Raw genomic sequence first — 23,949 nt, 5'->3', positions numbered from 1 at the left:
GTAAATTGCTTTTCAGCTGCAAATCTAAAATTTCTGAGCATGTTACCTTGCCCGGCTTTAAAGCATCTTGATTTTTGAAAGAAATCAAATATATATGTAATATAGGATTCTAAAATTTCTTGTTTCATAAGTAATATCATTGTCTTTGCAAAAGTACAAAATAATTGGCAACCAATAAACTATGCTCCTCCTATTCTTTCAAAAAACTCATGTCTTCAGACAAATCCAACCAGTTGCTTATCCGTGAGGCTATCCGCAAGATAGCCTTGGGACGGAGTATGGAGCGTATCAATCTGGCTCCCGGAGGCATGTCCGGTATCGGTACGGCCCGCATGATACACGGCTATGTCGCCAAGATACACGACAACCCCTCGGACGAGGAGTTTTCCGACTACGGCGGTACCATTGATGTCGGCGAGTACCCGGACGAGACGGCCTCCGCCGAACCTGTTATCCATAAAGGCGTGTTGCTCTCGGCCGCCACCAACAGCGAAGGCGGCTTCCTGATCGTCCCCGCACTTTTTTCCGACGTGACCATCTTCATGGATGCCGCCACCCGTTATGCCTATGTGGTTAACTTCTCCCATGTGGATATCCTGCGGCTCAATGCCCGCACGGAAACCGTCATCGGCGTGACCGAAATGGAGGAACTGGATCCGGAAAACGACTCTTCCCCGGACTACGACGAACTGGAAACCACCGGTAACGAGACCTCCACCCACTATACGCCGACGGCCGTCACAACAACCGTTAGGAATGACAAGGACAAGGAAGCGACAACCGTTATCGATGCGGAAAGCATCACGCATACGGTGGACAAGTCTGAAGTCAGACAGACAGCAGATAAAGTGGTACAAAAGGTCAATTCCACGACCGTTGCCGTTGCCGACAACAAGGTGACGCTCGGTGACGAGAATGCCACCGAGCCGCTGGTTCTGGGTAATGAGCTTGCCCGGCTGATGCTCGACTTCCTGACGGAATGTTCGAAAATCATGACTCCCACACTGATGGGCACGATGTCGCCGATCAATATGCCGAACTTCATCTCGCTGACATCACGTATCCAGAAATTTCTTTCCAAGACCAGCTATACCAAATGAGCGTACAACTGCATCCCGATATAGAAACCCTCGACAAGGAGAGCCTGTGCTATTCCATCTATGCACAGCTGTACCATAACTTTTTCAATGCCCAGCAGAAAAAGGACGACGAGCATCCTTACGGCATCGAGGAAGGCGACGAGACCAGCCTGAGACTGAAGAATACCGCTTACGGTTTTGCATCCGCCATTGCCGGAGCCGTTACGGGAGAAGGCGGTTCCGGAAGCGGTGGCTTGCTGTTGGATTACCTGAAGAAATCGGGCGGTGACATGACCGGCAAGCTCAGTGCCAATTACGGTTTCGAAGCCGGCATTGGAAACACCCGTATCCTGGAAACCTATTCGCAGGACATTACCGATCCGGAAGGTGTGGTAACTGCCATCGAGTACGGTATCAGGATTACCGGCAACCTGAAAGTCGGGGGCGACAGCCTGCATATCGGCGGCAGGCAGTTGCTCCGTTACGACGCGGACAAGGCCACCGCTACAATCAACGCTTCCCATATAGACTTTCTGGATGCGACGGTACATTCCAAAGGGGCATGGATTATCGGGGACGAGGATACAGGAATATCCATCTCCCCGACACGGCTGGCCGTGGGCGGGCAGGATGTCTATCATCGTGGCAACGCCAATACGGACACGGTGGATTGGACGATGCGGGACGGCATGGTGAGACGGAATCTGACGGTGCGAGGGAGTACGGTCATGGATGGCGGACTGAAAGCCTTGCAAGGCGTGGAACTGGGCGACAAAGGGAAATGTCTGCTTTCGTTTTCGGAAGAGGATGTCGCGCTCGGCGGGTTCCTCTCGTTCCTGGACGGATTCGGCATCCGGATCGGAGATGTTCCCGTACTGCTCTGTACCGACAAGGACAAGATACAGTTCGGGAGTATCGGCGGTGACCTTCTTTTAGGCGGCGACCATACCCCGAAGATACGCCTGTTCTCCGGCATATCGGACGTGGACGGCGAGTGTCTGATGCTTTCCCCTTACGGAAAGGCTTGTTTTCCGGGCTCGCTGACTGTCCGCCACAACTACGGCGCCGACCTGCTCTCCTCATACCGGGTAGACACTTCCGATGAAGGTATCGTTATCCACAAGCGCTTGCGGATGGGCACAGCAGAGGGATTTATGTTCACAGGCGACAGGGAGCGCGTATCGCTTTCTTCCGAGGTAATCTACGAGGAAGAGGACGTAAGGACGGCTATCCCTCACAGCACGGATTTTTCACACCGTCCGTCCGTGAGCTGTTATGCCCCGCAGAACCGTCACAGCGAATCGTTCCATATCCGCACCGATGCCGATTTCGTTACGGTCGCTGTTCCGTTGGAAGCAGCCGGGCATATCGGAATCCATGCGTCGCCCACCCGGATTACTGACAGAATCCTATACTTGACAGAGGCGTTACGCCTGCAAGCGGTGGAGGACGGTATCCGGCATTACGGAAACAGCGTCTTTACCGGGTCGCTCTCTTCGGAGTTCTTTTCCCCGGGCCTTTCCGGAAGCGGATGGGCTGTCCGCCGGAACCGGACGACAGGAGGCGTCTCCGCCACATTCGACGAGGTGGTGGCCCGCCGTAAGTTCCGCGCCTATGAGTTCGAGGTCGAAAAGACTTCGGTAACCAACGGTTCCTTCTGGATCAGCGACAGCTGTTCGGGAGACACCGTGGAAAAACTGTCATAATCCATGTCCGTATTCCGTTATCCGACATACAAGATCCGTATTGCCCCCGACTCGCAGAAGACACAGGGACTGCAAGCCGGGGATATCATCCGCAGGCAATATGCCGAACGGGAGCGTACCGTCTATTCGCTGATGTGCGTGACAGAAACCGGAACGGAGCTTGTCGGAGACAAGGACGCCCCTTATTTCATCGGGGCATTGCTGGACGGGGACGAACCGCAGGGCGGTGAACTGCTGGACTTCGTGCGGATTACCAACCTGTTCGATACGGCACGTAGCGGCGCCTTGTACCTGACGGCTTCTGACAGCGATTCACCCTATATGGATGTCATCGACGGCATGGCGACCGAACGCTCCCTGTGCTATCCCGTCATGGACGGAGGCATGGCGGGAGTGCCGGACAAGTCCAGGTACGCCGTTTATGGCAGCATGCTGCAAACGGAATATCTGGATGCCGATTCGGAAGCGACACGCATTGTCCGCATTATCCGCAACGCGGAACCGGCAGGAAACGCTTCCTTCGGGCTGATGCTGACATTGGAAGAACCGGTCGGATACCCGGAGCGCCTGCTGGTATCGTTCAAGGTCAGGTCTTCCAAAACATCAGGTTCCGTACCGATCCGATTCGGCTATACGAACCGTGAAAAGACGGATGCGGAAGATGAAATCTCCATCGGCCGGGAATGGAAGTACAAGTTATGGGTCATCACCGTGGATTACCCGGCACAGTACAGCCGGAGCCTGTTTCTTGACCTGACATCAAGCCTGGCCTCCGAGGGGGACTGGTGCGAGGTCGCCGACCTGAACATTGTTCGTCTTGCCTCCGTATCCGCTTTCAGCGAGGCGAGCAAGGCCCGTGTGGGAAAGGTCAGCGGCATCATCGATCCGGTCTTCGGCATGTTGGATGGTTACGGGGCCTATTTCCAGAATCTCTATGCCACACGCAATGTCAATATAGCCGGCACGCTTACCGCGGGAGACGAGAACGGTTTTTCAAGCACGTTTTATGTGGGCAAAATCCACAAGAATGTCATACCCGACAGCCTGTCCTGCCGGTTCAGCCATTCGGAAGAGCTGGATGAAACATCTCCCGCCGGACTCGGGCGGTGTGTACGGATAGCCGGAGACAGTCTTCTTGGTGCGCAAAGTGCCGCCTGGCGGGAGGCTCATACAGGAGTCTGTTATTGTTTCTCAGTCTGGATAAAAGCGGAAGATACGGCAGCCATCCGGTTCTATCAGGATGAACATCTTGTCGGTGATCGGACGGTGGCTGCCGGTAAAGGATGGGTCCGTTATAATGTCCCGTTCCTCATACGCGGGTCAGATTCCCCCGTCATGTGTCTCGGCATTGCCGCTTCCGTCCCCCTGTCGTTGTCCGCCCCTCAATTGGAGGCCGGAAGGAACGTGACCCCCTATCAGGCGACCGATGAAGCCTTGTCCTACACGGACGATTACGGTGCCTGGTTCAATAAGGGAGGTATCGGGGGTACCATACAGAATCCCCTGTTGCGGCTGAACGAAGACGGCTCGATCGTTTCACGGGACGGTTCTTTCGTCATCCATCCGGACGGGACGGGCCATTTCGCCTCGGGACGGTTCAAGTGGGGCAAGGATACCATCGAACTGCGCGATGTGACCATCCGCTGGGAAGACCTCGATGAGGAGGCGCAGGAACTGCTCAAGCCCCGTTCCGTCTCCCTGACAGGCGGCACGGCGTTCCATTTCAAGGACGAGCTTTCAGGCGCATGCGAGCCGGAGAATATCCCGCTTGTGGCGACCGAATACAATTTCGAGCCGGAAAGTCGGCAGTGGGAATACCTTGCCGTTGACGGCATATGGAAAGATGCCGGATGCAATGCCGCCGTATTTGAAATGACACCCCCGTTTCATGGCTGGGAAGGGCGCGACGTGCTGACCCTCCGCTACACGGCAACATACCGTAATGAAAAAATCAGTGCGACCCATACCTTTTTCAAACTTTACGACGGATCTCCCTCCTATACTGTTTATGTGGAGTCTGAAAACGGCACGACATTCCGCAACGGAATCGTCTCGACGGTACTCCGTGCCAGGGTGTACAGGGGCGGTGAAGAGATTACATCGCTCATTCCCGACGGCAATTTCCGCTGGATACGGACGAGCCGCGATACGGAGAGTGACAGGATATGGAACGCCGCACCGCGTTACGGCAGGGAGATAGAGATAACCGGCGGGGACGTGTGGCGCAAGGCCGTTTTCGATTGCGAAGTGGAAATAACAAATAACCGATAATCTATTATGGCAGTAAAAGTAGCCCGCGGGCAGGTCACCATCATCGACCAGAACGACGCGGTATCGTTGCAGGCATTCATCGGCTCCTCGCAGCCCCTGACACAGGTGTACAACAGAGACAACAATGCCTATGCCCCTTCGTGGGCGGCTTCTCCCTATCTGGTACTTACCCCTTCGCTCTTCGTCAGCGGTCAGGCGGCGACCGACCAGATCACCTCGGTAGGCAATGCCGCGACGCTTACGGCAGGCGTGAAGAGCGGCTCGGCCAAGTGGTACAAGAACGGTACGGCGATCGTCTCCGGACAGGACAGCTGCACCATCGGCGCGGCATCGGCCAAGTATGCCCTTACCGTCAAAGCCAACCACATGACCGTTTCCGCTCCGCAAGTGCGTTATACTTTCGAGGCGGTTTACATCGACGCCAACGGGCTGGAGATTCCGTTCCGGGCGGAGATTCAGTTCACGCAGCACCTGAACGCCGGAGCGATGATCGCCGCCGTGGCGTATGCACCCGACGGCATCGTATTCAAGAACGACGAGGTGGCGACGCTCAGGGCGCATTGCGACCTGTGGCGCGGAGCCTCTATCGACACGACGAACGTCACCTACGCGTGGGGCATCAAGGATTCGGCGGTATTCGCGGGCACGACACTGACAGCTGCCGCGGCAGCCGGAGCCACGACCATAACGGTCGCTTCGGTAATGAACATGGAGGCGGGAGGCAGGATAACCATAGGATCGGCACAGTACACCATTTCGGCAGTCAACGCCTCCACGAAGGTCGTGACGCTGACCTCCGCACTGAGTGCCGCAGCCGCATCGGGAGCCGCCGTTTCGTGTCCCTACTACAACTCCATGCTGGGTGCCGGCTGGGCATGCCTTACCTCGACCAATCCTCGGGGCGTGACGGCAGGCTGGACGACAAACGAAATCACGATTACGGCAGATGCCGTTCTCAACTTCGAGACCTTCAAGTGCGCCATCAAGGATACGGACACCTCGGCGGGCAACGCCTCGGCGAACAAGGTCGTCTGCGACATCATCTCCTTCACGGATATGTCCGACCCCATCACGGTTGATCTGGTCAGCCAGAAGGGGTTCACCATCAAGAACAACGGCAATGACGTGGATGCCAAAGCCGTGTTATACAGGGGCGGTGAGGAAATCGACACGGGCGGGACAGCTTATACCTATACATGGAAACTGTGGAACTCTGCCGGGACTTCCGTCGTGAAGACCTACACGGGAAAATCCATCACGGTCTCGAAAGCCGATGTGACGGGGAAAGGCGTGCTGATGTGCGAGGTATCGAAATAAACGACATGTCTTACAACGAATACGAGGGTGCCAAATACTTTTTGGGACACCCTCATTGCGTCTGACGTGTTTCCCGACAGGAAAGTCAGTCTCTTGGCATGGATTTCACGATCCCGCTCACGGGGTCGAATTGTACGGCGGCATTGTTGAACAGCCGCTCGATATGCCCGCTGCGGATCATTTCGGAGGTCGGCAGACAGTGAAGGACGGGCGTATCGATAAGGGCTATTCTGTCACTCAGCGAGAGGGCTATATCCAGTTCGTGAGTGGAGAACAGAATGCATTTGCCCTCAGCATGCGCTAACCGTGCGAGCAGGGAACACAATTCGTAACGGTTGGGCATGTCAAGAAACGAGGTCGGCTCGTCCAACAGGATGACGGGCGTTTCCTGAGCCAGAGCACGGGCTATCATAATGCGCTGGCATTCACCGTCCGACATCTTATCCATCGTGCGGCCGGCATACGCCTCCATTCCGACCGAAGAGAGCGACCGCATGACGATTTCCCTATCTTGAGGCTGCATGCGGCCGATCCAGTTGGTGTAAGGGGCGCGGCCGATAGCCACGACATCCTCGCACCGCAGGTTGGCGATGCGTGTGCGCTCGGTCGTGACAAATGCCAGTTGCCTTGCCTTCTCCGGAGTTCTCATGTTTGCGATACAATGTCCGTCGAGCAGGATTTTACCGCAATAATTATGATTCAGTCCGGCTATGGCACGGAGAAGTGTAGATTTCCCCGTGCCGTTCCTGCCAATAAGGGCAGTCAGCTGTCCTCTTTTGAAAGAGGCATCGACCTTATCGAGAAGCCTCTTCTCTGCGTAGCCTATGGAAAAATCGCACAGTTCTATCATACCGTCATCGATTTATTGCGTAAAACCACCCATACGACTATCGGGATTCCCAGCAGTGCGGTAATGGCATTTACGGGCAAAGTGAACATTTTGGAAACGATATCGCAAAGAAGCAATACCGCCGCCCCCGAGAGAAGGGTTCCCGGCAGGAGCACGCGGTGGTCGGCCTCGCGGAAGAGCATCCGCGCGACGTGAGGCATGGCAAGACCGATGAAGCCGATCGGGCCGCAGAAAGCCGTTACCGTGCCGGCCAGCAGCGTCGTCGAGAGAAACAGCAGACCGCGCGAACGGCGGATATTCAGTCCCATCGTTACGGCATATTCCTCGCCGAAGAGCAGGAGGTTGAGCGGTTTGATCGTCCATACGGCCAGCAGCAACCCGACGATGACCGACGGAAGGAGGATGGCGAGCTGCGGCACCGTCACGTCGCCGAGCGACCCCATCGTCCAGATGACGAACGCCTTTAACGCCTCCTCTTTGCTCAGATATTGCAATATCTGCACGACAGCGCTCACGCCTGACGAGAACATCATACCCAAAATCAATATCACCATAATGTCCTTTATGCGGTGTCCGACGGCAGCGATTACGAGCAGCACGACGGCCGCACCCAGCCAAGCCGCTCCGGCGATGCCTATCGACGAGCCGACGCCTGCCAGCACCACGAGCGCCACGCCGAGGCTTGCACCCGAGCTGATGCCCAGCACGTAGGGGCCGGCCAGCGGATTGCGGAACAATGTCTGCATCTGCAAGCCGCTGACCGATAGCGCCGCCCCGGCCAGCAGAGCCACAACCGCCTTTATCAGCCGTATGTTCAGTACGATTTTCGCCGTAGTCCGCGGGCAGTCGCCGCCCGTCAGGGCCGCCCATACGTCGCCGACGGGAATGCGAACCGCGCCCACAGCCAAATCCAACAGGAAGAGGCCGACCGTAAGCACGGACAACGCGGTGAACAGGATGACGGGGCGTGAACGCATCTATTTCAGTTGTTTGTAGTATACGAAATCTTCTTCGACCAACTCGGGGTGGAATATCTTCACGAGGTCGCGCAGAAGAAGGTCGGGATTCACGACGGCCGATTCGTAGTAGTCGTTGCCTCCGGCGGCATTGGTGCGGGCGTTGTTGTTATAGACATAGCCGTTTCGGACGCAGCGGGTATCGGCGAACTTCGGGCAGGCGGCTTTCAGTTCGTCGAGTGTGTTCGCCATGCCGACGTTCAGCCACATATCGGCCTCCGAAGCGAGCAGGTATGCCTCCTCCAAGTCGATAGGCGTCGAAGAGTTGCCCGTGTTCTTCTTGTAGATGTAGTCGCCTCCGGCGTCGGTAATCAGCCGCACGGCATAGTTTTCCGTCGAGGGCATGAACCACGAATCGCCGTAGGGCGTATTGAGCATGACCGACGGGGCATCGAGAACGGCACCGGACACTTTCTGTTTCAGCGCATTGTATCGGATCGGAATATCCGCGAATACCTTTTCGCCCTTCGCGCGTTTCCCGACGACCTCCGAAAGCGCCACCAGCCATTCGGCTTTGCCCAGCGGAGATTCTTCGAGATAATCGCCGACATACATGAACGGGATGCCGAGCTCCTTGAGTTTGCTCTCCATCGCACTGGCCCCGTTCACGCCGAAAAGCAGCACAAGGTCAGGGTCGAGCGACAACAGAAGTTCATAATTGATATTTCCCTCGTAACCCACGTCGCCGATGCTGTCGCGGCGTGCCTGAATGTCGGGATTGGAGATATAGTCGAGTCCCGAAACGCCGACCACACGTGCCGTCTCGCCGATGGCGTCGAGCATGGCGATATGGGTCGAGGACATCGCCACGATGCGCTGCGCATCCCCTTCGAGGACCTGCCCGTCGAAACCCTCGGGAACGGGTTCCCCGTTACGGGAGATGAACAACCGGGTGGTGACGCTATCCGCGCCCTGCCACGGATTCATGACGGAAACCAGCACGCTCTGTCTGCCGTCTGCTCTTTCAATCTTGAATCCCGAGGCATATTCGGGAGCGTAAAGCTGTTTGTTGAAATCGGCAAGTTGGGAACTCTTGCCACGACAGCCTGCAAATGCCAGCGCAAGCAGCACCATCAGGCTCAAATTCTTTAATACTTTCATATCATTACCTTATTTACGTTTACATTATTTTCTGCTTTTCCCGAATTTCGGGGTGATGCCGATGAAGAACTCGAAGTTGATGCCGGGCATAGGACGCGACAGCACCGAGAGATAGTCCTCGTTGAACAGGTTATTGACGGCAAGTTTCAACTGTACATCCAGCGGTTTGAACGACAGCATTTTCTCCAGTGAGATATTGCTCATGAAATACCGGGGCAGGTGGCCTGTCAGCGTGTAATCGTTGCTCGACATGGTGAAACGTTCCGAGTAGTAAGCCCACTTGTAGAGGAACGCCCACGTCCGCCATGACAGCCGTCCTGTCAGCGAGGCGGAGTGCTCCGGCACGTAAGGCAGTTGTTTTCCCACCGACTGGTCGGCGGGCGACATCTTTTCGCCCTCGTTGATGGAGGGGGTCCACGAATAGGAACCGTTCAGGTCTATCAGCCAGTCCTTTGCCGGCTGCACGGCAAGGTTGGCCTTCACTTCGACACCGTAGGCATGGACTTTCTTCACGTTGCGCGGCGAGAAGAACCCCTTGGTCGTCGGCAGCCAGATGATCCAGTCGTCGATGTAGGAGTCGAACCAGCTTGCGCTGCCGCCCAGTTTATATACCCCCTTTTTGCCGACATCGAAACTCACTCCGGCGTCATAGCTGAAGCCGTGTTCGTTTTTAAGGTCGGGGTTGCCGCCCGGCAGAAAGTAGAGGTCGTTCAAAGTCGGAAAACGATAGTTGCGCGATACGGAGGCTTTCACCATCACGTTCCCTTTGCGCGAAATCAGTCCGTCGATGAAGAATGCCGGGATGAGCGGAGCCCATTTGTCGCCCGACATCTCCTCGCGCAAGACCAGCGACAAGCCCAACGGCTCGACAGGCTGCCATTTGGCCGATACAGAACCGGAGAGCTCGACACGCCCCTTGTCATATCCGACGACGGCTTTGTTGCCATCCTGAAGGATGATGTTCTTGTCTTCGCTGCGCACGAGATGCTGGTACACGGATACGTTCGAGGTGAAGAACCATTTCCTGCCGGGCGAGTATTCCGCTTCCGCCTGTCCGTAGAACGTGTTTATCTTGCTCCGCGAACGGGTCATGGAGGCCCAGTTGTCCGGCGCCACCTCACGACGGTAGTCGTAGGCCATCCACGTATGGATATAACCGCCTTTCACGCCGACTTTCCATTTCTCTTTGATATGGTCCCATGACAGGACACCACGAAACGTCTGCTCCCGCTGGCGGTTCTCGAAGGCGGTCTCATCGCCGTAATCGGTCGTGAGCATCGGCAGTTCCCGGTTGGAGTTGATATACCATGCGTTCAACCCGAAACGGTCGCCTTTCAGGGTGTTGTAATATACCTCCTGCAACAGGTGCAGGTCCTTGAACGAACCCGATCGGTTGCGTTCCTTGGGATGATACTGTCCGATGATGTTCTTCTCCTCGTCGTAGATATTTATCTTCTTGTCGTGGTTGGTGTACTTGTAATCGTTGGGCGACGACGAATAGACCGCGCGGGTCGAGACCTGCCATCGGTCGCTGCCGTAGGTGAAGCGGGCGAACTCGTCGAACGTGCGGAACGACCCGATGCCCTGCACGTATTGGGCATGGAAGCCCTCGCCGACCTGCGGCGTAGTACCGAGTTTGACAAGTCCGCCGAGTCCGCCGCCCGTTTCATTCACCGACGACGTGCCATGAAGCAGCGAGGCCTGATCTATGAAGTAGGACGGTATGGTGGAAAAGTCGGTCATACCCAGCATGGGATTGTTGATGCGCATGCCGTTCCACGTCACCTGCGTGTGGCTGGGCGACGTGCCGCGGAAAGCAACGGTGGAGAGCGTGGCGCGTCCGTAACTCTTGACGAACACGGACGAATTGAACGTCAGAATGTCGGCCATCGATAAGGCAATGTTCTCTTTCAGTGCGAGCGAGTCGAACTTCGTCTTCTGCACGCCGATTTCTTTCATCGGGCGTTTGCCCCACACCGTGACCTCGTCTATCTGGTGGATGCGTCGTGTGATTCCCTGCGCGGACAATACGGACGGACAGACGAGCAGTAGCGAGAAAAGTATGTATTTCGTATAAATCATTTGATTCCGTTTTTAGGGTGGGTATTCGCGGAAAAATGTACCGTGGAGGATGCCGGCACGGACGTTTGATGCGGGTCGAACCCATTCTCTTCAAGCAGTTGTCCGTATTCTTCCTCGAACGAGATCTCCTGATGGATTGTATGCTGCTCCTCGATGTGCCGTCTGAGCCGGTGAAGGTCGCTGAACGACACGCTGAACGAGTCGAATCCGGCAGCCCAACCGGAGAAGTCGGCATATTCCGGGGTTTTCTGGTATACCGTTCCCGTGGCGCCTTTCACCTTGTTCACGATCTTGCTGAAATCCCCGGAATTCGGAATCTCGACAAGTACATGCACGTGGTTGAGAAAGGCATTGGCGGCATGTACGCGGCAACCTTTCCCTGTAAAAATCCGTGTCATCCGCTCGAGCATCAATCCTTTTCCCGTTGTCGGAATCGTCATCTTGCGTCCTTTGGTAACGAAGATGAGATGGTATAGGTGTCGTATCCTGCCCATCACTTCCAACAAAATGCGCCGGGGATTATCCCGACATAGAATTCATCGATCAGTTCACCTTCGGACGAGTAGCGGTAGACAATGCCCTGCTGCTGGTAGTCGATGGCATCGGCCACGTAGACATCGCCACGCACGGGGTCGACGGTCAGGCCGTAATAAATCGTACCGCTGTATTCGAGGAACGGGCGCACGGGAACACGTTCCGCATCCACGTCCATCGACCATATGTCCTTGTTGATCCAGTAGAGCTTGTCGCCCGTACCGTTGAGCTGCACCTCCGAAGGCCAGTCGCCCATCTTGAACTTGAACTGCTTCTCTACGGTGAACGTCTCGGCATCGATGCGGTAGAGAGACGGGGCTTCGTAGCCGTAGGGCGAACCCTCGTACCCACCGTCGGTGATCGTCCACATCTTGTGGTTCTTGTCCATTACCAGCGAGGTGGGCTGGATGCCGACTTTCAGTTCTTCTACCACCTGATCCGTTTCGGTATCGATCTTGATGATGCGGTTTTGGTACGACCAGCAGTTGCAATAGACATATTTGCCATACTGCACCATCTGCTCCGTGGAGCCGCTTTCCATCGTCATGTCCGGCACCTGGATGTAACCGGTGATTTCATATTTCTTGGGGTTGATGATGAAGATGCGGTTGTCCCACAATTGGGTGACATAGGCTTTCTCGTCGCTGAGGAAATGGATATAGCGCGGCGAAGTCAGGTTCGTGATACGGCCCACCTCTTTGAACGTATTGAGGTCGATGGCGAAAATCACGTGGGAATTGTTCACCACGACCCAGCCCTTATTGTCGTGGATGCACATCGATTGCGCCACGTCGCCCAGCTTCATGCCGTTGGCACGGAAGAACACTTCATTCTGCACCTGTTGGGTTTCGGGGTCGTAGTACGACAACGTGGCATTGCCGTACTGGAAGTTGCCCTCGTTGGTGATGAACAACCCGGCTCCGGTAGCGTTGAAATCTTCCACCGCATCTCCGTAGTCCCACTCCATGCAGCCCGCCAGCAACAGCGGCAACCCGCATAGAAGAATGATATGTCGTATCAGATGTTTCATTGGCTTGTTATAAACGGGAAAGAGTACCGGTCTTTCGGCCAATACCCTGTTCCCTTGTAAAATAATGGGTGTTACTGCTGGGTATAGCGACCGGCTTGCATATCCTCGTAGGTGGGGTTATAACCGCAATTGGTTACAAGCCAGTCTTCTTTCTTGATTTGCTCTTCTTCTACAAAAGATTTGAAGAACGTATAATCAACAAACCGTGTCAACCGGATAAATCGAACTCCTGAGAGTTTTGTTAAAGTTGGCATATTGAAAGTCGTAAGCGATGCTGCATTTGCAGCACAAAGTGTTCCATCAATGGCCTGCAATTTGGGGCATGAAATAGTTTTTACGGCACGAACAGTCATACCAACACCCCCGACATGTTCCAATGACGGAAATGTAAAATCTTTATTTGATGCCATAAAATCTAAAGAACCATATAAAATATTATTAATCACCCCTTCTTTGATATATTGAGGATTGCTTGAACAACCGACTGACTTTAAATTCGTAAAATCATAATCATAGTTAGAAACAGCGTTCAGATTACCGATAATACATAACTGACCTCCGACAATTTCCAATTTCGGGAACGAGATATTGTTTGCCATTGTAGTTTCGATGCTTAAATATCCATCTACACTTACCAAGTTAGGGGCTGAAACGCCTTTTTTTGAACCTCTTATAATTTCCATATTCCCGTAAACTCGTTCAAATTGGAATACAGGATCTGTTGTCATATTGCTAGAATACTTAAAATTCTTAATACTCTTAAAATTCAATTCTGGATCTATTCCAACACTTGAACCGGTAATACCGCTCGGAGCTAGAAACATGCTAACTTGCGACATATCCTCTTTTGTGATAATTTTTGAGAATATAGTCCCGTCTGTAATAGAAATTAAAGGTTCGTTATCCTCAAAAGGTACAAAATTTACTTTGCTCAAATCTAAAATTCGATCAGAACACTCCAATAAACGCAGCAAGGTCAGTCCTCCGAGTTGTTCTAATTTACTCCAATCCGGCAATTTTTTCAAGACTTGGAATTTAGATATTGTCAATGTGCCTTTAACAATCGACAAGTTAGACAGTCCATCTATTTCTTGTAATTTATTATTTCCCGTAGATGTAAAAGCATCGGACGCAATATAACTGGAAACGAGATTAAGGTCGCCGTTTACTACCGATAATTCCGGCAATGAAAGGGTCTCCAACGGAATCGGTATAGAAGCAAAATCCACACTTCCAACTTCTTGTAATTTCGGAAATTCCAAAGAAATCATTTTGCCTAAATTATTAACCCCTAAGCGACCGTTTACTTTTGTCAATTCAGGAATTCTCAAAGATGTGATTTCTCCTCCTGGTTCTCCGTCACTTGTCAGACACTGGAGATCAAAATCCTTTACGACAGTGGTTAATTTAGGGAATTCAAAACTTTGTAGAGATGAAGTCCTGAATATTATATTTCCATCAATCGTTTCAAGGTTGTCGAATTGCACATATGCTACTTGATTGTTGCAGACAACGATGTCGCCAGTAATATGCTGCAAAGATCTCATACTGACCATCTGCAATTTACTGTTGGTCGCAAAGGCAGTTTCAGTTCCTATTTGCAAACCTCCAATTGAAGTGATATTATCAAGTCCCGTAAGATCTTGTCCAACATAACTTTTCCGAATGATGATGTTTCCTTCGACTTCCTTCAATATTTTTAATGCGGCGATATCCGACAATTCTTCTGCATCCTCAGCATCCGACCCGATAATCAAATCACCTTTGATAACCGTTACGTCCGTATCAATGAAAGCCGTAACATCCGCTGTTGTCTTCAATTCCACATCCCCTTCATAGCGAATCTCGTCTTTAATGACTTTATATGTATAATCATTCGCTTCTCCATTGTAAGAGGTTACACGAAACGTTCGTTCCGTATCCCAGTCAGTAATGCTTGCCGGATCGGGAATAATTGTTGCCGAGGATGTGTATTTGAATTCGACTTGAGCATTATTTAACGAAACAGTATATGGAACTGTTATGGTAATTATATTGTCAATTATTTCCGCTGTATAGGATTGACTTGCCACAGTCATCACGACTGATGTGATAAAATTGTCATCGGCATCAGCAGGACTTTCTGGAGTCTGATTATCTTCTGAACATGATAAAAAAAGAAATGGGGCAATGAATAGTAAAAGCCAAAACTGTCTCATATTATTGATTATTAGTTATTGATAAGTCTTCAAATGAAAATACTTCTGTGGATATCTCTCCAAGCCAACCACTTTTCGATAATACTCCACACTGAACTTTGATAAAGTCTATATATTGCAATTTTACTGGAGTCCCGTCATGATATATTGCATTGGCTATTTTGAATCCGTTGCGCTGACCGCTACCATCAATGACATTTCCTCCTACCAGATTATCTGAACCCATATTATCCACATACCCCCACTCATAAGCGTTATTCGCCCAATATCCTGTAACGGGATCTTGATTGTTGCGAGGAGTCAGACGCGTCCCATATAATGTATAGCTATCTTCTTTAATCCAATTGGGATAATAATATTCTTGGCCATGGTATGCATTCATATCGACAGAACCTGAATTACCTTCACTATCTACCCACGGAGTATGTGCTCTGGGTGCAGGTCTATAGTAAGTTACTTCGTAGTCTTGTATTGTACCATCGATGCCGGTTTCAGATCCTTTTAATTCATACCATTCATCGTCTGGCTGGCCATTGCCATTTATATCTTGCATTACCCAAACAATGCCCGGCTCATTTGAGCCACCGCTCGAACTGTTAAAAGCATTTCCTTGTATTGCAAAATCGTATTCTCGGCCACTCGGAGCAATACTATGGTCAAAACCGATGATGATATAACCACCGAAAGATCCCAGTGAAACATGCGCTTTTTTGTTCAATCGTTTCGTTGCATACTCTATGGCTTGTTGGGGCGTCGTTTCATTTCCTATAAATCCGGTATTTTGGGATAACTCATTAATAAACTGTCCGGGAGCAGGAATGAATTCATAAACCTTATCCCAAATACCTGAACTTGTCGCTGTCGCTTGCCGATAGCGTTCTTGTTCCGTTTTTTCTTCACAAATAACCTTAACTGTCGTTGTAATTGAAGTATTACTACGTGTTATGTTACGTGAAAGTGGCTGTGTGTTGGGCATTTTTTCTGTAACAGTAACAGCAACGAAATATTCTCCAGGAGTCGTCGGCGTGAATTTAAAAACCCTGTCGGTAGCGGCTTCCATAATTTTTCCATTGACCTGCCATTGATACTGTGGATAATCGAAATATTCCAGCAAAGGCCGCAAATATACAGGACGCCCTGCAAAAGTATAACGATCCGTAGAAGTTTGTGTATAGGATGGTGTCGGAAACCGTACGGAATAAGGCATTGTTTCCACAACTTCTACGTCGAAATCACGGATTGTTTCTCCGTCTATATTGGATGCCCGGATTGTTATCGAATATGTACCGAGTTCTTTTTCGTGAAACGTATATGCTTTTTCTGTTCCGACGATTTCTCCATCGCGTACCCATTCAATTCTAAAATTTTCAAGATCGTCATGTTGAATATCTGGAGATAAAATATAATCCGTGTTTTGAGGCACTTTTAATCCTTTAGAGGGGATTATGATTGAAATTGTAGGTGGAGTTAACTCCAATACTTCTACTTTTAACTCTTCTTCCGCATAACCCTCTGGTGTATCAACTCGCAATTTGATATATAGATGTTGTTCCTGATTCCATGTATACTTCAATATTGATTCAGATGAAAGAAGTTTTCCATCTACTGTCCATGCATAAAGTGCATTATTCGCATATTTATATGTCGGGGCAATTGTCAGTTCACGCCCAACTTTGATAGTGTAAATGCCAGTCTCACTATCGAGTTCAATTATAGGAGCTTGTTTTATTTCTTCAGTAATTACATCGTTCTTATTACAGCTTGTAATAAAAAACAAAAGTACAAGAATACTAAATATGAAAGCCTTCATAATAAAAAAGGCATAGAACTGAAATCAGTTCTATGCCAAACTATATTAAATTGTTATTCTATTGTAACGTCGTCTATACAAAGATACGCCGGAGTATTGAGTCCATATATAGGATCGACATCAGATCCTTCAAAATTGAATTTTACACTTTGCACATCCGCTACATTAATATCCCAATATGTCCATGTAGTTACGGGGGACACTGTTGGTTTATCATATCGGTAGTCGGCCAACAATTTCGATACAGTGGTGATCAAATTTCCATCTACGTCATAACATTCGATGTTGACTTGGAAATATCCTATATTGTTGCCGTCAGAATCTTTCAGATTACTCAACGGTGTTGCAACACCCGATGTTCCGAACTGATTACCATTTATAATCACACCATAGGTATATGCTGTGTTACAATACCATAAACCCTTGAATTTGCGAGGGGAGTCAAAATAGAATTCAGGTTTGGCCATCCACTCCGTATTTCCGAAATCAGAGTAGCCGTATACAACAGCAAAATTGGAACCGCTGTGACCTGCCCCTGTATTGGCCCCATCTGTGGATGCTGTATTATAGACACTACATTGATTCTCCCAAGTATACCACCAATTAGTTCCAGAAGTCTTGCCGGCAGCAGAATCAGAACGATAATTGTATTTCGACAACGCAATGGCACCACTGGAAAATTCAGTATACGCTCCATAAGAATTGGTTACAGTATTCATGTCGGAGACAAACACAAAATCGGGATCGTATATTTCCCTGATTTGGTTCTCTGCAGTATATCCATAAAGCGTGTAGTAGTTCTCTGCTTTAGGCGAAACCGCCATGAATGTTTCATCGAAGTCATCGAATGTAATGGTTGTAGTGCCATCATCATTAAAGTTGGCTCGGGTTTCGGGAGTTACTGAATCAGTTTGAGGATTCATCAAAAAGTCATCGTCTGAATTACAGCCGGTGAACAGGGCGGTTGCCGTCAACAGGAAAGCTCCCGCCAGAAAGCGTAAATTTCTTTTCATAGCTTACTTGTTTTTTAATAAAACATATTTTTAACAAACACAAAAAATCCCGTTCGCGCAGGTTTACACGAACGGGATTATGTTTGTCTTCAAATATGAGAATGACTCCTACGGCATTCCGTATCTGATCGCAACCCGATTTTCTCCCGCGGGTGTAAATCCTTTTCCGGTCATGGCAGGTCTTCTGACTCGTCCCAGTCGTCGCGCCTTCCCAGCATTACACCAGTGGCAGGTTGCGGCAACCTTGAGGGGACTTACAGCAACGGGTACTGTCCCGGATTCTCACCGGATTCCCTTTTCATCCGTGGCGGCGAACCGCCCGGAACCATTTCCAATTACAAAAATACAAATATTTTTTATAATAATATCATTTACACGAAAAAAAATCCGCAACCTGCCGGAATCATTCCGCACTATACTTTCAGAAAAAGGTTTCATGGCAAAGATTCTCATCGCCCGGGGACAGGCGACCATCTATGTCCAGAAGGACGGGTATACCATAACCCAGTCTTTGGGTGAATACGTGTTCCCCGCGGATGACACGGGGAAGATTCTCTCGTCCGTCACTCTCACCTCGACCGTACGGGTGATGTGCGGGGACGAGGAACTCACGGCCTTTACCATCGGTGCGGTGGGTAAGCCGGCGGGATTCTCATCCGTTACCGTCAATAACGGCACGAAGACCTTAACCTACGTTATCACCGCCGGTACGACGACCCTCGCCGACCACGGAACAATAGATATTCCCGTGACAATTTCCGGTATTGTCTATCATCTGTCGTTCGTCTGGTCGAAAGCCAAGGCGGGTATCCCGGGCAAGGACGGGGTCGATGCCGACATGCTCGACTGGGTCAAGGAGTGGAATACGGGTAAGACGCTCATCAACGGCAACACGGTCATCACCCCCAAACTCTTTGCGGGCACGAAAAACAGCGACGGCACCGTCTCCGGGATAGCCATAGGCTCGTTTACACTCAATACGAAGACCTCCTCGGGAACGATCGCCGCAGAGGCGGTAAACGGCATCTATGGATTTAGGGATGGCTACAAAACCTTCTATGTAGATAACGGCGGTAACGCCCAGTTGGGTTATGGCGACCAGTATGTCAGGTATAACGCCACGACAGGCAAGGTCGAGTTCGGCAGCGGAGTGAGTCTGAACTGGGTCGGTGCGACCTACATCGACAAGGACGGCGTCTTTACCGGAACACTCTCGGCCGATACGATTAAGACGATTTCCATCAGTGCTTCCCAGATCACATCGGGGATTATCGCTGCGGCACGCATCGACACGGCGGCGTTGAAAGCCTCCTTGATTACCGCCGGAAACATCGAAGCTCTGACCTTGAACGTTACAAAAGGGAAAATCGGCGGCTGGACGGTGGATGCCGACTCCCTTTACCGGGGTACGAAGAACAACACTGTGGGGAGCTGCACCTCTGCCGCAGGTAGCATTACGCTCGGCTCGAACGGTATCCGGGGCTATAAATGGCGGCTGGATGCCTCGGGAGCCGGAGCGGTCGCGGGCGGCAACATCGCGTGGGACGCTTCGGGCAACGTCACGTTCGCCTCGACGGTCAGTGCCTTGTGGACGGCACCTATCGGCTCCCTCACCACGGCTTTGGGCGGCAGCGGCTATCCCAAGCTGACGAAGATCACGGCCGACGGAATCTATACCGGCAGTATCACCGCCTCGCAGATTACCGCAGGAACCATCTCCGCCGACCGCATAGCGGCAGGCAGTATAGCGGCCTCGAAGCTCGATGCCGCCAGCATCAGGTCCTCCATCATCAACACGGACTATATCAACGGCCTGAGCTGTACCTTCACCAAAGGAAAAATCGGCGGCTGGATGATCGGGGCTTCGGCCCTCACTGCCACGCATATCTCGATAGACAGCGGCAACAGACGCATCGCGGTGTACGGGGCCAATTCGGGTGTCGCTAGCGGGCAGCGGGTGCAGCTCTACTACAACAGCGACACGGACTTCGGGCTCTATACCACGGACAGTGCAGGGTACTGCGTGGCACAGCTGGGTTCGAGCAACAGCATAGCCGGCTGGACGATCGACACGACTTCCATTCGCAAGGGCAACGTGTCGCTGGGCAGCGACGGCTCGATCATCAACTCCACGAAATGGAAACTGAACAACGACGGTTCGGGGCAGATCGCCTCGGGCAACATTGCATGGGACACTGCCGGGAACGTTACGTTCGGGGCTTCCGTATCGCTGCAATGGAAGAACGACATCGAAGCGGCCAAGGTTACGAACTTCGGCTATCGATATTACAAGAAACTCATCATCAACGGCGACGAAGCGACCTATTATCCAGTCGTTTTCAAAGGTGGCGACCAGAACATCAAACGTACCATTCTCGTCCGTCGGGGATATGCCGAGCAGGCTCCGGTCTCGTGGAACACATCCACGCACAAAGGAGGTCTGATCGTACTTATCAAAACCAACTTCGGCGGTTGGGGTGGCATTGCCTATTCATGGGATATCTATGACCTTTCCGAGACCTACTGCCGGATGTTCGCCGGGGCGCAGCTGTGCGGCAACTACTGCATGTTCGCCGTCTTCCTGCGTGGCGGCGGCGATACGGGTGCCGTGTACCACCTCTACTCCGACCAGCCGATAGAGAGCAGCAGTTATAGTCCTTCGCCGATTCCGGCAGCTCCGCAAATCGCTTACGGCAACGACCTTATCTTCCAGAGCGGTTCCACACAAGCCTATGCCCCCGCGCCGCGCACCCTCACGGCTGCCGTCGAGGAGGAGATCCGCCGCCATCGGTTCATTGCTCTGGCGCAAAGCACGGACAGCACGCTTGCGGCGCACCCGCTGACCTATATCGGCTCGACAGGGATTTACACGGGCACCCTTACCGCGGCGCAGGTCAACGCCGTGGCGATCGATGCCGGCAGTATCAAGACGGGAACACTTTCGGCAGACCGTATCGCCGCGGGCAGCATCAGCGCCTCGAAACTCGATGCCGTGGGTATCAAGTCGTCCATTATCAATACCGATTACATCAACGGTCTCAGCTGCACGTTCACGAAGGGCAAGATCGGCGGTTTCTCCATCGGCAGTGACAACATGACCATAGGGAACGTCGGAGCTGTGGGTGCCATCCCGTTGCAAATCCGTTCCGCCTCCACGGGCAGCGGTTACTGGTACACGGGAGCCTACAAGCCGCTGGGTATATGCCTTACGTGGTATCAGAGCAGCAATGCAGGGCATATCGTCCTCGGGCAGGTGGCGGCATCCGGCAACAGTGTCAAGACCGGATTCATAGGTCTTCAGATGATGTCATGGGACAATCTGGAATACTTCTGCCTCTCGGTGAACTATACCAAAAGCGGCAGCAAGGAGGTATACAACCGTATCGCGGGGTGGGCCTTCGACCACAACCATATCTGGAAAAACAACATCTCGCTGGGCAGCGACGGATCTATCGCCAACTCCACGAAATGGAGTCTGAACAACGACGGGTCTGGGCACATAGCCTCGGGTAATATCTCATGGAATGCCGCCGGCACGGTTACCTTTGCCGCATCCGTATCCGCCCAGTGGACTACGGGCATCACGACGGCGCAGGAACTCGCTTCGGCCATGGCGTTCGGGAAGATGCTCTACCGCGACCCGACTTTCTGGAACGGAAACAACGGTGTCGTGGTTTACAACAACTCCCAGAACGGTATGGTGACCGTTACCCGGCAGCAGGATGCCACGGCACCCAATGACAGCAAGTATGTCCTGAAAATCCAGACCAGCGGCAGTGCCAGCCCTCGCAACGGAGGCTTCTATTTCGGGGCGAAATGCGGTTACCGCAAGGTGCTCGTCGCCCGCATTATCGCCAAGATCCCCGCCGGCAGAAATCTCTGTTGGGCGACGAACAGCGTCGGCACGGGAGGTTCGCACCGGTGGCTTACGTCGAACGCCGGCACGGGCGACTGGAAAGAATACGTCTACAAGGTCGTGTGCGGCACCGCCGATTTTTCCAGCACCCATTTCTTCTACGTGGACGGCACGCAGGGGACTTCCGATACGCCTGTCATCTGGTATGTGGCCTATGCCACGGTCTTCGACCTTACCTCCACGGAGAAATACACGACCACCATCGATGCCAACGGCATTTACACGGGAACCGTACGCGCCAACCAGATTATCGTGGATTCCGCCCTGACTGTCGGAGGGAGCAGCTATAACGGCAGCATCTCCGTCAAGGATGCGAACAATAGCGTAAAGGTCACGCTGGACAGGAACGGTATCACGGCCGTGAGCGGCAAGATCGGCGGCTGGATTCTCGGAACAAGCGCCCTGACCGCTTCGGCTCCGGCCTCGGGGCACCGCATCGTTATGGGGGCTTCAGGATATATTTACCACGACAACCCTTCCACCGGAGTAAACTATTGGGCGCTGAACACGGACGGTTCCGCCACGTTCGGGTGCGGGAAAATCTCCTTTGCCAATGACGGATCGGGTTATCTGGCCAACCAGAATATCAAATGGGACGCCTCGGGAAATGTCACGATGACGGGCACCATCAACGCCAATGCCGGCACCATCGGGGGATTCGTCATCGGTCAGGGGCGCATCGGCTCGACGGCGACAGGAACCGGCTCAGGCGGCGGCCTTGCCATCTACGACGACCTGTTCCGCGTGGGGGACACCATTTCGTATGTCCTGTTCGGCAGCAACACCATACCGGCATCCGCCGGCGGATCATGTGCCACCGGACGTATTGTGAACAACAAGGTGAACAGCATCTTTAATAACAACTACGGGCTTTATATCGATGTCAAAAACGGTAACCGTAACTACGGAATATGGTCCAATGCCTCTGTTATAGCCCCTGCCTGCATCGGCAACAAGATCAAGAATGTCTATTTCACAGGCAGCGGTTACACGATCGATTTCTCGCAGTTCAACATCTTTTTCGTTTATGCCAACCAGAAGTACAGCGTGACCCTGCCGTCGGCATCGTCCGTGGCCACCATGTTCGGTTACTCGACTCTGCCGTCGGACTTCGCCTGCATATTTACCCTAATTTACAACTACAACTGGGGGAATAGCCTTGTATTCACCAATATCCGTAACCACAACGGGGATCTTGCCAGTTACACGTTAGCCAAGGGAGACTCCATTACGGTATTGTGCGCCAATTACCCCTCGTTCCATTACCAGATATTAAATCACTCTTATTAAAAACTTTTCTGCTGGGAATATCCCTACACTTAATAAAAACAGAAGCGAATTATGAACATCACCAACGTAACGGTAACCAAGGTTGCCGAAGAGAGCACGGAGAATGCCGACTACCAGTTGGAATATTCCATCGTCAATGACGCGCTGACCCGCGTCCACGCCTCCATCCGCAAGAAGGATACGGATGGCTCGGGGAACGCTCCGCAGATAGGTATCATCTACATGGAACAAGGCGTTATTTCATGCAACATTCCTATGGGAGAGCCGCTTGCACCCCTGTTTCATGATTTCGATACCATGATCGACGAAATAAAAAAGAGTAACGTACAAAATGCATAAATAATATGGAACTGTCAGTCAAAGACCGCCTTTACCTGCCGTCCTTTTTGCCGGCACGGGGCAACTTCAAGGACTTCAACCTCAAAAAAGAGATTCTGCGCAAGATCGCCATTCCGGACGAGGAGCGCAAAGCCATCGGTCTTCACGAGAATGCCGAGGACAAGCGCATCGAATGGGATGTGGAGAAGGAGAAACCGCTTGCCGTGGAGTTCTCGGGGGACGAGATGGAGTATCTCCGGAAAGCCTGCGAACGCATCTCGGACGAGGAGCTTCCGGACGATATGTGGGCTACCGTGTCGCGCATCTACGATTTCATTCAGGAGAAGTAAACCATCCTTTCTTTCTGCCGCTACTCTTTTGAAAAGAGTGCCCGGTCGTACTCTGATGTATGGTCGGG

16 protein-coding genes and 1 riboswitch are annotated in these 23,949 nt (G+C 52.1%); of the genes, 7 read left to right on the top strand and 9 right to left on the bottom strand.

Translation table 11 applies throughout. From position 1 onward, the window contains the following. Nucleotides 1-209: 209 nt before the first annotated feature. From DWY57_RS06585 to DWY57_RS06570, 4 genes are read left to right on the top strand one after another with little or no spacing between them, the layout of a single operon-like run. The gene (locus tag DWY57_RS06585) at nt 210-1,100 is read left to right on the top strand and encodes a hypothetical protein (protein WP_004293592.1); all 891 of its coding nucleotides are present in this window, start codon (nt 210-212) and stop codon (nt 1,098-1,100) included. Further along, nucleotides 1,097-2,785: a hypothetical protein gene (locus DWY57_RS06580; protein WP_004293591.1), complete on the top strand. Its 1,689-nt coding sequence runs from the start codon at nt 1,097-1,099 to the stop codon at nt 2,783-2,785. The genes DWY57_RS06585 and DWY57_RS06580 overlap by 4 nt, the downstream gene beginning before the upstream one ends. Before the next feature lie 3 nt (nt 2,786-2,788). Next, a complete protein-coding gene (locus DWY57_RS06575) occupies nt 2,789-5,056 on the top strand; it encodes a hypothetical protein (RefSeq protein WP_004293590.1) in 2,268 nt (755 codons plus the stop codon). 6 nt (nt 5,057-5,062) lie between these two features. Beyond that, nucleotides 5,063-6,373, top strand: a complete 1,311-nt coding sequence (locus tag DWY57_RS06570) for a hypothetical protein (RefSeq protein WP_004293589.1) — start codon at nt 5,063-5,065, stop codon at nt 6,371-6,373. Nucleotides 6,374-6,458: 85 nt separating this feature from the next. Here DWY57_RS06570 and DWY57_RS06565 read toward each other — a convergent pair whose 3' ends face one another. The 9 genes from DWY57_RS06565 to DWY57_RS06525 all read right to left on the bottom strand — a co-directional run bounded on the left by DWY57_RS06565 (nt 6,459) and on the right by DWY57_RS06525 (nt 18,007). Next, nucleotides 6,459-7,223, bottom strand: coding sequence for an ABC transporter ATP-binding protein (locus tag DWY57_RS06565; protein WP_004293588.1), 765 nt, complete (start codon nt 7,221-7,223; stop codon nt 6,459-6,461). Next, nucleotides 7,220-8,200: an iron ABC transporter permease gene (locus DWY57_RS06560; RefSeq protein ID WP_004293587.1), complete on the bottom strand. Its 981-nt coding sequence runs from the start codon at nt 8,198-8,200 to the stop codon at nt 7,220-7,222. The genes DWY57_RS06565 and DWY57_RS06560 overlap by 4 nt, the downstream gene beginning before the upstream one ends. Beyond that, nucleotides 8,201-9,340: an ABC transporter substrate-binding protein gene (locus DWY57_RS06555; protein ID WP_004293586.1), complete on the bottom strand. Its 1,140-nt coding sequence runs from the start codon at nt 9,338-9,340 to the stop codon at nt 8,201-8,203. 24 nt (nt 9,341-9,364) lie between these two features. After that, entirely contained in the window at nt 9,365-11,422 is a 2,058-nt protein-coding gene (locus DWY57_RS06550; protein WP_004293585.1) for a TonB-dependent receptor, read from the bottom strand. After that, complete coding sequence (locus DWY57_RS06545; protein ID WP_004303978.1) at nt 11,419-11,916, bottom strand: transposase; 498 nt, start codon at nt 11,914-11,916, stop codon at nt 11,419-11,421. The genes DWY57_RS06550 and DWY57_RS06545 overlap by 4 nt, the downstream gene beginning before the upstream one ends. Then, nucleotides 11,916-12,986 (bottom strand): glutaminyl-peptide cyclotransferase, encoded by a 1,071-nt coding sequence (locus tag DWY57_RS06540; RefSeq protein WP_004293583.1) that lies wholly within the window; start codon nt 12,984-12,986, stop codon nt 11,916-11,918. The genes DWY57_RS06545 and DWY57_RS06540 overlap by 1 nt, the downstream gene beginning before the upstream one ends. A 71-nt stretch (nt 12,987-13,057) precedes the next feature. Further along, nucleotides 13,058-15,184 (bottom strand): hypothetical protein, encoded by a 2,127-nt coding sequence (locus tag DWY57_RS06535; RefSeq protein ID WP_004303979.1) that lies wholly within the window; start codon nt 15,182-15,184, stop codon nt 13,058-13,060. Between the two features lies 1 nt (nt 15,185). Further along, a complete protein-coding gene (locus DWY57_RS06530; protein ID WP_004293581.1) occupies nt 15,186-16,994 on the bottom strand; it encodes a PKD-like domain-containing protein in 1,809 nt (602 codons plus the stop codon). A 53-nt stretch (nt 16,995-17,047) separates the two neighbouring features. Next, nucleotides 17,048-18,007 (bottom strand): DUF4465 domain-containing protein, encoded by a 960-nt coding sequence (locus tag DWY57_RS06525; RefSeq protein ID WP_004293580.1) that lies wholly within the window; start codon nt 18,005-18,007, stop codon nt 17,048-17,050. Between the two features lie 156 nt (nt 18,008-18,163). Then, a riboswitch (cobalamin riboswitch) is annotated at nt 18,164-18,352 on the bottom strand. Nucleotides 18,353-18,443: 91 nt separating this feature from the next. Here DWY57_RS06525 and DWY57_RS06520 point away from each other — a divergent pair. From DWY57_RS06520 to DWY57_RS06510, 3 genes are read left to right on the top strand one after another with little or no spacing between them, the layout of a single operon-like run. Further along, the gene (locus DWY57_RS06520; RefSeq protein WP_004293579.1) at nt 18,444-23,213 is read left to right on the top strand and encodes a hypothetical protein; all 4,770 of its coding nucleotides are present in this window, start codon (nt 18,444-18,446) and stop codon (nt 23,211-23,213) included. A gap of 51 nt (nt 23,214-23,264) precedes the next feature. After that, nucleotides 23,265-23,552: a hypothetical protein gene (locus DWY57_RS06515; RefSeq protein ID WP_004293578.1), complete on the top strand. Its 288-nt coding sequence runs from the start codon at nt 23,265-23,267 to the stop codon at nt 23,550-23,552. A gap of 5 nt (nt 23,553-23,557) precedes the next feature. Then, the gene (locus DWY57_RS06510) at nt 23,558-23,881 is read left to right on the top strand and encodes a hypothetical protein (protein WP_004293577.1); all 324 of its coding nucleotides are present in this window, start codon (nt 23,558-23,560) and stop codon (nt 23,879-23,881) included. Nucleotides 23,882-23,949: the final 68 nt, after the last annotated feature.

This window comes from Bacteroides sp. AF25-5LB, assembly GCF_003602965.1.
In the GTDB taxonomy this organism is placed as follows: domain Bacteria; phylum Bacteroidota; class Bacteroidia; order Bacteroidales; family Bacteroidaceae; genus Bacteroides; species Bacteroides uniformis.
Note: the sequence above shows the minus strand (reverse complement) of the source record. Positions and strands in the feature narration are given on the sequence as shown.